A 14,275-nucleotide genomic window follows, 5' to 3' on the forward strand; every position below is an offset into this window, starting at 1 on the left:
CCTCACAATTGAAAAAAGCCCCACACATAGCGTGCGGGGCATTTTTTATTGCCAAACAGTACTAATTACTGATCGATTTTAAGTTGACCATCATCCAGCATGCTTTGGATAAAGTCGGAAGAGCTACCACCCTGCGGAATTTCCACGCCCTTCAAGACGATACGTTGATCAGCATTACTGCCATCTGATGCTAAGCCTCCATCAGATTTAACATGCAATACCGCATCATCTCCCTGCTGTTCAGCCATTATATACTGATCTAGGTTATCTGCATTTTCTCCCTGCAGAAGGTCTGCGATGTCCAAGCGATCAGACTCTGAATCGGCTCCAAATTTACCCATATTAAACCCGGTTATCTGGTCTATAGCAGGAGCTTGCTCTGCATCCTGGTTTTGATCCCCAGACTCCCACATAAATGTATTGGCACCGGTACCACCATACATCATATCGTCACCAGACCCCCCAATCAGAGTATCATTGCCACCTTGTCCAAATAGAATGTCATCGCCATCACCGCCGATGAGGATATCATTACCGCTTGTCTCCATAGAGTTATTAAACTCTTCATGATTGTCAGTGATGTACTGATGAATTTGCTCGGCAGAAACTTGGTTAGGATCTGCGATACCCAACTGCCCGGCAATGTAAGACTTTATGGATGGTAAGCCATTACCTTCAATACCTGCAAAGGTCACCTGATCTCCAAACAGGATATCATTGCCCTCACCCCCGGATACTGTGTCGTCGCCGGACAGCAATTGGACATTTTCGCCAAGAATAGCATCAGCAAGTTGTTCAGGGTCGATATTCGATTGGACAATGCCATCGGAGTCATAAGCCTGGAGGCTGCTTTCATTCAAGCTGCTGCCCAAGCCAATTGAATTAACCGACGACATACCGTCTAATAGTTCAAACGCTTCCGACGAGTTCTGGACAACCGTATTCGTGGTGCTTCTACCATCACCAGCAAGCGCAGAAATCTCGTATGCGCCATCTCCATCGGGCCTTATTTGACCGATAACACTGCTACTCCAACTTCCTCCGCCACAGCCAGAGCTATGAGTCCACTGATTTACGTTTCCGCTTGAGTCAATAACTTCACGAACATGTCCATCAATATTCATCGAGTAGGCTTGACCTGGGACATAGTCAATATCGTCGACTGTAAGATTCCAGCGGCTACCTCCTTTGGAGCCTATAACTACACTCTCCTGTTCATTGCCCTGATAATACGTTGGCAAACCGTCGGTAATAAAGTAAGTCAGGTTAGTACCAGAATTGGCTTGGACAGAATCTGTATTGAACCAGTTGGCCGTCGTCTTAAAAACGTCTTCGTAGTTGGTACCGCCACCTTTCTGGAATCCATCTAACACTGTCTGCAGTTTCGACAGCGCTTGTGGATCCGACAGATCAACACTGACATTGCTGCCTGCCTGAGTATCAAACTCTACCAAGAAGATATTTACAGTGCCGGCATTATCCTCACCTACACTCTCTTTAAGAGTATTGAACACCTCGGTCAGAGATGCCTTAGCATTGGCAATATCGGCATTCGACATACTGCCCGATGTATCCATCATGAATGCCAGGTTATAGTTTTCACCTGGCACCAACTGGAGACCAGCAACATCACCAATAATGATGTCATTCGCACTGCTACCTCCAATAGAGTCTCCGCCGGGTGAACCCACCACGATATTATATTGCTCCACTGCGGTGGTATCAGTGCTTGTTTCACTATCTATGACTTGCTGGTCTCCAGCGGCATCTTCGTATATCTCGCTAGAAGTTACCGTAGCCGTGATATCAAACGCTCCGGCACTCACAGGCACTTTCATCGTCAACATCAACTGTTCGATGCTATCCCCTGTAGGATTAGTCACCAGCCAACTGCCATCCGACTGGCTAACTACGCCCTCACCAGTCAGCTCCACGCCTGCGGGGATGTTCGTCAAAACAATATCTGAAAGTACCTCGCTACCGTCCTCATCCGCTAATAGCGTAGAGAGCTCGACTTCGATAATGTCATAGCCGGTTTGGGTAATAGTGGTAGTCGCATCAGAGGGCAACATAGTTGAGCCATCGCCATATATGACCCCACGAATGTTATTAACACTAATAGTCACGCCCGTTGCCAAATCGGTGATAGTACCGTCATAGCCTGAGTTTTGATGCTGCTCGCCCAGATTAACGGCATAGCTTGTCAATGGCTTGTTTAAGTAGACATAGTCTTTGTCATCACCATTGATCGAATTGACTGCCTGGCTGCCATTCACCAGCTTATCGAAGTCACCGGTAAGCGCAATGACATCCACACCGCTAGTATTATTGGCACTACCAGGATTTAGATTGCCGTCACTAAACGGTGGTTTGATAACCTCACCACTGATTCCTTCAGCACTGATGTCAGAGCCCTCAATAGTGATAGTAGAGCCGTTATGCTCAACCGTAATGACTGAGGCACGTACAGACTCTAGTGTGTCACCCAGCGACACTGAGATAGCGGGCGCATCGGCCACCGGCCTGATGTCAATTGTGAGGGTAGCTTCAGCCCCTTCATTGAGGGCATCAGTGGGCAGGAACTGCAACTGAGCATAGTCAGCTTCCTGGTTCCCTACCCCTTCACCGCCATAACTGTCGAAGCCCGACTCATTAGTGTCTGGCATAAAGCGCAGTTGCCCAGCATCTATTTCTGCTCTGGAGAAACTTGCATCTTCAGCCACAATCTGCCACTGCCCATCGGTATCTTGGAACTCCAATGTTCCAGAGGCTGGCAAATTGGTAATCACAATTCCCTGTTCATCAGCAGGTGAATCGTCAGTGATATTAAAGTCACTCCATTTCAATATTAAAGCAGTGTCTTCCTCACCTGTTACTTGTCCATCCGCAGTCTCTGGGGCTGCATCTATCGCATACTCACGGTCGGCCTCGGCACTGTAGCCATTGCCCGCGGCGTCTTCGCCGGTCACTTCGGCGCTGATGCTGTCGTTCTCGGCCAGCACACTGCCCGGGACGTCGATGGCGTAGTTGCCGTCGGCGTCCACTTGGCCGCTGTAGCTCTCGTCGCCCACGCTCAGGGTGACGGTGTCGCCGGCTTGGGCGTCGCCGCCCACGCTGCCGGTGACGCTGATGGTCTGGGTGGCTTCTTCGCCGTTGATCACGTCGTCACCGGCGATGGTGTCGATGGTGATGGTGGCGGAGGCGTCGGTGTCTACGCCGTAGTCACGCGCAGTGTCGGCACTGTAGCCATTGCCCGCGGCGTCTTCGCCGGTCACTTCGGCGCTGATGCTGTCGTTCTCGGCCAGCACACTGCCCGGGACGTCGATGGCGTAGTTGCCGTCGGCGTCCACTTGGCCGCTGTAGCTCTCGTCGCCCACGCTCAGGGTGACGGTGTCGCCGGCTTGGGCGTCGCCGCCCACGCTGCCGGTGACGCTGATGGTCTGGGTGGCTTCTTCGCCGTTGATCACGTCGTCACCGGCGATGGTGTCGATGGTGATGGTGGCGGAGGCGTCGGTGTCCACGCCGTAGTCACGCGCAGTGTCGGCGCTGTAGGTGTTGCCTGCGGCGTCTTCGCCGGTCACTTCGGCGCTGATGCTGTCGTTCTCGGCCAGCACACTGCCCGGGACGTCGATGGCGTAGTTGCCGTCGGCGTCCACTTGGCCGCTGTAGCTCTCGTCGCCCACGCTCAGGGTGACGGTGTCGCCGGCTTGGGCGTCGCCGCCCACGCTGCCGGTGACGCTGATGGTCTGGGTGGCTTCTTCGCCGTTGATCACGTCGTCACCGGCGATGGTGTCGATGGTGATGGTGGCGGAGGCGTCGGTGTCTACGCCGTAGTCACGCGCAGTGTCGGCACTGTAGCCATTGCCCGCGGCGTCTTCGCCGGTCACTTCGGCGCTGATGCTGTCGTTCTCGGCCAGCACACTGCCCGGGACGTCGATGGCGTAGGTGCCGTCGGCGTCCACTTGGCCGCTGTAGCTCTCGTCGCCCACGCTCAGGGTGACGGTGTCGCCTTCGCTGGCGTCGCCGCCCACGCTGCCGGTGACGCTGATGGTCTGGGTGGCTTCTTCGCCGTTGATCACGTCGTCACCGGCGATGGTGTCGATGGTGATGGTGGCGGAGGCGTCGGTGTCCACGCCGTAGTCACGCGCAGTGTCGGCGCTGTAGGTGTTGCCTGCGGCGTCTTCGCCGGTCACTTCGGCGCTGATGCTGTCGTTCTCGGCCAGCACACTGCCCGGGACGTCGATGGCGTAGTTGCCGTCGGCGTCCACTTGGCCGCTGTAGCTCTCGTCGCCCACGCTCAGGGTGACGGTGTCGCCGGCTTGGGCGTCGCCGCCCACGCTGCCGGTGACGCTGATGGTCTGGGTGGCTTCTTCGCCGTTGATCACGTCGTCACCGGCGATGGTGTCGATGGTGATGGTGGCGGAGGCGTCGGTGTCTACGCCGTAGTCACGCGCAGTGTCGGCACTGTAGCCATTGCCCGCGGCGTCTTCGCCGGTCACTTCGGCGCTGATGCTGTCGTTCTCGGCCAGCACACTGCCCGGGACGTCGATGGCGTAGGTGCCGTCGGCGTCCACTTGGCCGCTGTAGCTCTCGTCGCCCACGCTCAGGGTGACGGTGTCGCCTTCGCTGGCGTCGCCGCCCACGCTGCCGGTGACGCTGATGGTCTGGGTGGCTTCTTCGCCGTTGATCACGTCGTCACCGGCGATGGTGTCGATGGTGATGGTGGCGGAGGCGTCGGTGTCTACGCCGTAGTCACGCGCAGTGTCGGCACTGTAGCCATTGCCTGCGGCGTCTTCGCCGGTCACTTCGGCGCTGATGCTGTCGTTCTCGGCCAGCACACTGCCCGGGACGTCGATGGCGTAGGTGCCGTCGGCATCCACTTGGCCGCTGTAGCTCTCGTCGCCCACGCTCAGGGTGACGGTGTCGCCTTCGCTGGCGTCGCCGCCCACGCTGCCGGTGACGCTGATGGTCTGGGTGGCTTCTTCGCCGTTGATCACGTCGTCACCGGCGATGGTGTCGATGGTGATGGTGGCGGAGGCGTCGGTGTCCACGCCGTAGTCACGCGCAGTGTCGGCGCTGTAGGTGTTGCCTGCGGCGTCTTCGCCGGTCACTTCGGCGCTGATGCTGTCGTTCTCGGCCAGCACACTGCCCGGGACGTCGATGGCGTAGGTGCCGTCGGCGTCCACTTGGCCGCTGTAGCTCTCGTCGCCCACGCTCAGGGTGACGGTGTCGCCTTCGCTGGCGTCGCCGCCCACGCTGCCGGTGACGCTGATGGTCTGGGTGGCTTCTTCGCCGTTGATCACGTCGTCACCGGCGATGGTGTCGATGGTGATGGTGGCGGAGGCGTCGGTGTCTACGCCGTAGTCACGCGCAGTGTCGGCACTGTAGCCATTGCCTGCGGCGTCTTCGCCGGTCACTTCGGCGCTGATGCTGTCGTTCTCGGCCAGCACACTGCCCGGGACGTCGATGGCGTAGTTGCCGTCGGCATCCACTTGGCCGCTGTAGCTCTCGTCGCCCACGCTCAGGGTGACGGTGTCGCCTTCGCTGGCGTCGCCGCCCACGCTGCCGGTGACGCTGATGGTCTGGGTGGCTTCTTCGCCGTTGATCACGTCGTCACCGGCGATGGTGTCGATGGTGATGGTGGCGGAGGCGTCGGTGTCTACGCCGTAGTCACGCGCAGTGTCGGCACTGTAGCCATTGCCCGCGGCGTCTTCGCCGGTCACTTCGGCGCTGATGCTGTCGTTCTCGGCCAGCACACTGCCCGGGACGTCGATGGCGTAGTTGCCGTCGGCGTCCACTTGGCCGCTGTAGCTCTCGTCGCCCACGCTCAGGGTGACGGTGTCGCCTTCGCTGGCGTCGCCGCCCACGCTGCCGGTGACGCTGATGGTCTGGGTGGCTTCTTCGCCGTTGATCACGTCGTCACCGGCGATGGTGTCGATGGTGATGGTGGCGGAGGCGTCGGTGTCTACGCCGTAGTCACGCGCAGTGTCGGCACTGTAGCCATTGCCCGCGGCGTCTTCGCCGGTCACTTCGGCGCTGATGCTGTCGTTCTCGGCCAGCACACTGCCCGGGACGTCGATGGCGTAGTTGCCGTCGGCGTCCACTTGGCCGCTGTAGCTCTCGTCGCCCACGCTCAGGGTGACGGTGTCGCCGGCTTGGGCGTCGCCGCCCACGCTGCCGGTGACGCTGATGGTCTGGGTGGCTTCTTCGCCGTTGATCACGTCGTCACCGGCGATGGTGTCGATGGTGATGGTGGCGGAGGCGTCGGTGTCTACGCCGTAGTCACGCGCAGTGTCGGCACTGTAGCCATTGCCCGCGGCGTCTTCGCCGGTCACTTCGGCGCTGATGCTGTCGTTCTCGGCCAGCACACTGCCCGGGACGTCGATGGCGTAGTTGCCGTCGGCGTCCACTTGGCCGCTGTAGCTCTCGTCGCCCACGCTCAGGGTGACGGTGTCGCCGGCTTGGGCGTCGCCGCCCACGCTGCCGGTGACGCTGATGGTCTGGGTGGCTTCTTCGCCGTTGATCACGTCGTCACCGGCGATGGTGTCGATGGTGATGGTGGCGGAGGCGTCGGTGTCCACGCCGTAGTCACGCGCAGTGTCGGCGCTGTAGGTGTTGCCTGCGGCGTCTTCGCCGGTCACTTCGGCGCTGATGCTGTCGTTCTCGGCCAGCACACTGCCCGGGACGTCGATGGCGTAGTTGCCGTCGGCGTCCACTTGGCCGCTGTAGCTCTCGTCGCCCACGCTCAGGGTGACGGTGTCGCCGGCTTGGGCGTCGCCGCCCACGCTGCCGGTGACGCTGATGGTCTGGGTGGCTTCTTCGCCGTTGATCACGTCGTCACCGGCGATGGTGTCGATGGTGATGGTGGCGGAGGCGTCGGTGTCTACGCCGTAGTCACGCGCAGTGTCGGCACTGTAGCCATTGCCCGCGGCGTCTTCGCCGGTCACTTCGGCGCTGATGCTGTCGTTCTCGGCCAGCACACTGCCCGGGACGTCGATGGCGTAGTTGCCGTCGGCGTCCACTTGGCCGCTGTAGCTCTCGTCGCCCACGCTCAGGGTGACGGTGTCGCCGGCTTGGGCGTCGCCGCCCACGCTGCCGGTGACGCTGATGGTCTGGGTGGCTTCTTCGCCGTTGATCACGTCGTCACCGGCGATGGTGTCGATGGTGATGGTGGCGGAGGCGTCGGTGTCCACGCCGTAGTCACGCGCAGTGTCGGCGCTGTAGGTGTTGCCTGCGGCGTCTTCGCCGGTCACTTCGGCGCTGATGCTGTCGTTCTCGGCCAGCACACTGCCCGGGACGTCGATGGCGTAGTTGCCGTCGGCGTCCACTTGGCCGCTGTAGCTCTCGTCGCCCACGCTCAGGGTGACGGTGTCGCCGGCTTGGGCGTCGCCGCCCACGCTGCCGGTGACGCTGATGGTCTGGGTGGCTTCTTCGCCGTTGATCACGTCGTCACCGGCGATGGTGTCGATGGTGATGGTGGCGGAGGCGTCGGTGTCTACGCCGTAGTCACGCGCAGTGTCGGCACTGTAGCCATTGCCCGCGGCGTCTTCGCCGGTCACTTCGGCGCTGATGCTGTCGTTCTCGGCCAGCACACTGCCCGGGACGTCGATGGCGTAGGTGCCGTCGGCGTCCACTTGGCCGCTGTAGCTCTCGTCGCCCACGCTCAGGGTGACGGTGTCGCCTTCGCTGGCGTCGCCGCCCACGCTGCCGGTGACGCTGATGGTCTGGGTGGCTTCTTCGCCGTTGATCACGTCGTCACCGGCGATGGTGTCGATGGTGATGGTGGCGGAGGCGTCGGTGTCTACGCCGTAGTCACGCGCAGTGTCGGCACTGTAGCCATTGCCTGCGGCGTCTTCGCCGGTCACTTCGGCGCTGATGCTGTCGTTCTCGGCCAGCACACTGCCCGGGACGTCGATGGCGTAGGTGCCGTCGGCATCCACTTGGCCGCTGTAGCTCTCGTCGCCCACGCTCAGGGTGACGGTGTCGCCTTCGCTGGCGTCGCCGCCCACGCTGCCGGTGACGCTGATGGTCTGGGTGGCTTCTTCGCCGTTGATCACGTCGTCACCGGCGATGGTGTCGATGGTGATGGTGGCGGAGGCGTCGGTGTCTACGCCGTAGTCACGCGCAGTGTCGGCACTGTAGCCATTGCCCGCGGCGTCTTCGCCGGTCACTTCGGCGCTGATGCTGTCGTTCTCGGCCAGCACACTGCCCGGGACGTCGATGGCGTAGGTGCCGTCGGCGTCCACTTGGCCGCTGTAGCTCTCGTCGCCCACGCTCAGGGTGACGGTGTCGCCTTCGCTGGCGTCGCCGCCCACGCTGCCGGTGACGCTGATGGTCTGGGTGGCTTCTTCGCCGTTGATCACGTCGTCACCGGCGATGGTGTCGATGGTGATGGTGGCGGAGGCGTCGGTGTCTACGCCGTAGTCACGCGCAGTGTCGGCACTGTAGCCATTGCCTGCGGCGTCTTCGCCGGTCACTTCGGCGCTGATGCTGTCGTTCTCGGCCAGCACACTGCCCGGGACGTCGATGGCGTAGTTGCCGTCGGCATCCACTTGGCCGCTGTAGCTCTCGTCGCCCACGCTCAGGGTGACGGTGTCGCCTTCGCTGGCGTCGCCGCCCACGCTGCCGGTGACGCTGATGGTCTGGGTGGCTTCTTCGCCGTTGATCACGTCGTCACCGGCGATGGTGTCGATGGTGATGGTGGCGGAGGCGTCGGTGTCTACGCCGTAGTCACGCACAGTGTCGGCACTGTAGCCATTGCCTGCGGCGTCTTCGCCGGTCACTTCGGCGCTGATGCTGTCGTTCTCGGCCAGCACACTGCCCGGGACGTCGATGGCGTAGTTGCCGTCGGCATCCACTTGGCCGCTGTAGCTCTCGTCGCCCACGCTCAGGGTGACGGTGTCGCCTTCGCTGGCGTCGCCGCCCACGCTGCCGGTGACGCTGATGGTCTGGGTGGCTTCTTCGCCGTTGATCACGTCGTCACCGGCGATGGTGTCGATAGTGATGGTGGCGGAGGCGTCGGTGTTGACCGTGATGTCACGTGTTTCGGTCGCGGTCTGGCTGTTACCCGCCGCGTCGGTGGCGGTCACGCTTGCTTCCACACTGCTGTCGGCGATCAGGTCGGCGGTTGCCACGGTAGTGCTGTAGCTCAGGTTGCCCGCACCGTCGTCGACCACGCTAGTAGTGTAGTTGTTGCCATTTACACTCAACGTGACTTGATCACCCGCTACCACGTCACCGCTCACCGTGCCGCTGACAGCTGTGAAGTTTTGCTCAGCCTCGGCAGCGTTGATCATGTCGTCACCGGCGATGGTGTCGATAGTGATACCCGCGGCAATCTCGGTGTCGGCCGTGATGTCACGCGTGGCGGTGGCGGTCTCGCTGTTACCCGCCTCGTCGGTAGCGGTCACGCTCGCTTCCACACTGTTGTCAGCGATTAGGTCGGCTGTGAGCACGTCGATGCTGTAGCCCAGGTTGCCTGCGCCATCGTCAACCACGTCGCCGGTGTAGCTGTTGCCGTTCACGCTCAGCGTGACTTGGTCACCCGCTACTACGTCACCGCTCACCGTGCCAGTGATGGCGGTGTTGGTTTCAGCGGCTTCTTCGGCGTTGATCACGTCGTCACCGGCGATGGTGTCGATGGTGATGCCCGCGGCGATCTCGGTGTCGGCCGTGATGTCACGCGTGGCGGTGGCGGTCTCGCTGTTACCCGCCGCGTCGGTGGCGGTCACGCTCGCTTCCACGCTGTTGTCAGCGATCAGGTCAGCGGTTGCCACGGTAGTGCTGTAGCTCAGATTGCCTGCACCGTCATCGACCACGTTAGTGGTGTAGCTGTTGCCATTAACACTCAACGTAACCTGGTCACCCGCCGCCACGTCACCGCTCACCGTGCCAGTGATGGTGGTGTTGGTTTCAGCGGCTTCTTCGCCGTTGATCACATCGTCATCGGCAATGGTGTCGATGGTGATGCCCGCGGCGATCTCGGTGTCAACCGTGATGTCACGTGTTTCGGTCGCGGTCTGGCTGTTACCCGCCGCGTCGGTAGCGGTCACGCTCGCTTCCACACTGTTGTCGGCAATCAGGTCAGCGGTTGCCACGGTAGTGCTGTAGCCTAGGTTGCCCGCACCGTCGTCGACCACGCTAGTGGTGTAGCTGTTGCCATTTACACTCAACGTGACTTGATCACCCGCTACCACGTCACCGCTCACCGTGCCGCTGACAGCTGTGAAGTTCTGCTCAGCCTCGGCAGCGTTGATCACGTCGTCACCGGCGATGGTGTCGATGGTGATAGTGGCTTCTAAATCCGCATCCGCATCCGCGTCTGCATCAGCGTCGGCATCTGCATCCGCATCCGCATCCGCATCCGCATCCGCGTCAGCGTCAGCGTCAGCATCGGCATCAGCGTCTGCGTCAGCATCCGCGTCAGCATCTGCATCTGCATCTGCATCTGCATCTGCATCAGCGTCTGCATCGGCGTCGGCATCAGCGTCTGCATCGGCGTCTGCATCGGCGTCTGCATCGGCGTCTGCATCGGCGTCTGCATCGGCGTCTGCATCCGCATCTGCGTCCGCATCGGCATCTGCGTCAGCATCGGCATCCGCGTCAGCGTCGGCATCTGCATCTGCATCTGCATCTGCATCAGCGTCGGCATCCGCGTCAGCGTCTGCATCAGCGTCGGCATCTGCATCAGCGTCGGCGTCGGCGTCGGCGTCGGCGTCGGCGTCGGCGTCGGCGTCGGCGTCGGCGTCGGCGTCGGCATCAGCGTCTGCATCGGCGTCTGCATCCGCATCAGCGTCCGCATCGGCATCCGCGTCAGCGTCGGCATCTGCATCTGCATCAGCGTCGGCATCTGCGTCTGCATCAGCGTCGGCATCCGCGTCAGCGTCAGCATCCGCGTCTGCATCAGCGTCTGCATCCGCGTCAGCATCTGCATCCGCGTCAGCATCTGCGTCTGCATCGGCGTCTGCATCGGCGTCTGCATCCGCATCCGCATCCGCGTCCGCGTCAGCATCCGCATCAGCGTCTGCGTCAGCATCCGCATCTGCGTCTGCATCGGCATCAGCGTCCGCATCAGCGTCCGCATCAGCGTCCGCATCGGCGTCAGCATCCGCATCCGCATCGGCATCAGCGTCGGCGTCTGCATCCGCATCGGCATCGGCATCGGCGTCAGCATCAGCGTCGGAGTCAGCATCCGCATCAGCGTCTGCGTCTGCGTCTGCATCGGCATCCGCATCAGCGTCCGCATCGGCGTCAGCATCCGCATCGGCATCGGCATCAGCGTCGGCGTCTGCATCCGCGTCCGCATCGGCGTCAGCGTCAGCATCAGCATCAGCATCAGCATCAGCGTCGGAGTCAGCATCCGCATCGGCGTCTGCATCCGCATCAGCATCGGCATCCGCGTCTGCATCAGCGTCGGCATCTGCATCCGCGTCAGCATCGGCATCGGCATCGGCATCGGCATCAGCGTCGGCATCGGCATCGGCATCAGCGTCGGCATCGGCATCTGCGTCGGCATCCGCATCAGCGTCGGCGTCGGCGTCTGCATCCGCATCGGCATCGGCATCGGCGTCAGCATCAGCATCAGCATCCGCGTCAGCATCTGCATCAGCGTCGGCGTCTGCATCCGCATCCGCATCGGCGTCAGCATCAGCATCCGCGTCTGCATCGGCATCCGCGTCTGCATCTGCGTCGGCAGCCAACGCAACATCATCAAATTCAACAAGCTCAGCGGAGTCTAAACCGCCTTCAGCAGCCTCGAAACTTAATGGGTCGGTTTCTTCAGCAATACGTGCAACGCGAACGAAATCGCTACCGCCACCACCGCCGCCGGCGCCACCACCGGCAGCAGTCGCGTCAAGAAGATCGAGGAGATCTCCTTCTTCATCGTCAAGAGCGGCAAGTAGCGCTTCAAGATCGTCGTCTTGGGCGCTGGCATCTGTGGCTACAATTGCGTCAACATCAAGCTCGGGCGTAACAGCAACTTCTTGGCCACCCTCGACAACGTTAGCGCCTGTTCCGTCGGCAAAGTCTAGCTCCACACGACCATCCTCAGATGTGATGAGCGTTTCGCCCTCCTGAAGAACGTCGCCAATGCGCAGTTCGCGCAAGTTGCCGTCTTCGTCACGTGCCCATGCCTGACCTGAAATCGCTGTAACCGTCGCCGTTGCCATGCGCTGTTCTCCACCCACCGTTTAATTAAAGAGGTCGCCGCTTTGCCAAGCCCTGTGAAAAATAGCTATTAGCGGCATTTTGGAACAAGGCTAGTCTTGATTAAGACAGTTGCATATTGTACCGGTGGACAATACGGGCAAAATAATAGGAAGAGTGTGTTGGTGAGGTTCGCAACTGTCGTGTCAGGGGGCACTTACAGCCAATTCACCGAACAAAAGAACAGAAATCGCTAACGCTAGCTGATCAAAGAAGCTGATACAGGAGCTACCCTTTCTCCTAATTTACACTATGGTGCAAGCTGGCAATATCACGCCGCAGGGTAGAGAAAGAATGGCTATGATTGACTGCCTCATAAGCTTTAATAAGACCAGCCATCATATTGAGTGCACCAGAATCGTTATTAGCATGACAACGCTGACAAAATTCGTGCGCGCGTGCAGCCAATGCAACGTAGTTCGCAGCAGTGACCGGGGTATCAAATTCAAACCAGCGTGGCTGAGTATTTGAACCCTCCCACTGGTTGCCAATCACTTCAAGCACTTCGGCATGCAGTTTTGCAGATAATGGCCAGAATGCCCCAACCGTGTCGTATACCCAACCAAACCAGTCCATCAGAAGCATATGACCATCTATATTCGCCATGCGTGCACTACTCGGATTTTGCACCGTCAGGCTCTTGGGAATCCTTTCCACCTCAGCCACCATAAGGGGCCATAACCGCATAAAATGATCAATTTGAAAGCTTTCTTTATCCTCTTGCGTCAAATACCCAAAATGCGAAGCGTCTATTTTCTTCATGCGCTCGGGTAAAGAGGCAAAAGTTGCTGTGTATTGCGCAATAAGCCGGTTAGGCAAAGGCACATGAAGCAGACATTGACGCAGCTCACTCATCCAGGGTTTTCGTTCTTCTGAGTTTTTCCACTGAGGAAGTTGGCCACCTATCTCCAACAATACAAAAGAGCACCACGGCAACCTACCACTCTCCAACAAGATAGGCACAGCGGGAATGACACCATGGTAATGGCCATTTACTTCGTTCAGCAGCGCGGTTTCATGCAGAGCTTCATTTTCTCGCGCTGAGACATAACACTTGAGCAATTTATAACATGGGACACCGCTGGCATCAGTATCACGAATCAATACCTGTGCTATAGCTCGCCCATGAATCAGGCGGCACTGTAAAACATCAATGTCGCTGTTGCAGTGCTTACGCTCAACCAGCCACGGTAACAGCCACTGTTTGAGAGCCCTTTGTTCAAAACGTTGAACAAAATCCGTGGTTGAAAAGAGAGATATCTGTTGAGAGCGCGGCAAAAGCAACATGTTAATCTGCTGAAAACGCTTGATGATGCTCAAAAAGCTTACTAGCCCATTGACACTCGCCGCCATTAATTGGCGTACCCCCAGCAGCAGTATGAATAGCGTCAACAGTGGCCGCATAGTGCCATTAAGATAATCCAGCACAATGATCAGAAAACCCAGTACAAAACTGATATTGATCACTGTGAGAACATTGCCTTGAAGCGTATCCTGGATTTTTTGCACCCTTTCAAAGCGGTAGTAAAAGCCCACCACCATCACCAACCCGAGCACACATAAAACAGCCAATAGTGCTAGAAGAGGATGTAGAAGAGCGATCATCAGACAGAACAGTATGGCAATCACTGCTGATGATAAGGCGCCTAACACAACACCCAGTACACGTTTACCAAGTAATCGATGGTTGGCAACTAGCCGAGTTTTATTCAAGTGCTGCAGTATTGAAGCTGAAAGGCTGGCAATGGCTTTTTTAACTAGCCATTTAAGCAAGGCATAGGCGCAAAAACAGAGTACTGCCAATGCGATCAGAACCGCTATTTTTTCACTGTTGGCATCCGTCCAGAAAACCCATCCGTCGATGCGGCTACGGCCAGTTATCAACATTTGGAGCAGTTGCCAGGGGAGTACCAGGCTTGCCAACAGCATTACTTGAGTTGCGATCTGCATCAACAGGATAGTGGCCACGCGCCAGCGAAATGGCCACAGCACCTCGCGAGCCAGCGCCATCATTAAGTCACGAACCTGATCGCCATGGATCTCATTCGTCTCAGTCACCAGATTGCTC

The 14,275-nt window shown here is 59.2% G+C and carries 2 protein-coding genes; both read right to left on the reverse strand.

Annotation, left to right across the window (positions count from 1 at the left end):
* Window positions 1-65: 65 nt before the first annotated feature.
* Entirely contained in the window at window positions 66-12,170 is a 12,105-nt protein-coding gene (locus LMS44_RS14815; protein ID WP_498945501.1) for an Ig-like domain-containing protein, read from the reverse strand.
* A 277-nt stretch (window positions 12,171-12,447) separates the two neighbouring features.
* Entirely contained in the window at window positions 12,448-14,265 is a 1,818-nt protein-coding gene (locus tag LMS44_RS14820; RefSeq protein WP_498945503.1) for an ABC transporter ATP-binding protein, read from the reverse strand.
* Window positions 14,266-14,275 lie beyond the last annotated feature (10 nt).

Source organism: Halomonas profundus (assembly GCF_020865425.1).
Classification (GTDB): domain Bacteria; phylum Pseudomonadota; class Gammaproteobacteria; order Pseudomonadales; family Halomonadaceae; genus Vreelandella; species Vreelandella titanicae.

Coding starts and splice junctions, on each gene's coding strand:
- LMS44_RS14815 (WP_498945501.1), bottom strand. CDS start 12,170: ATGGCAACGGCGACGGTTACAGCGATTTCAGGTCAGGCATGGGCACGT.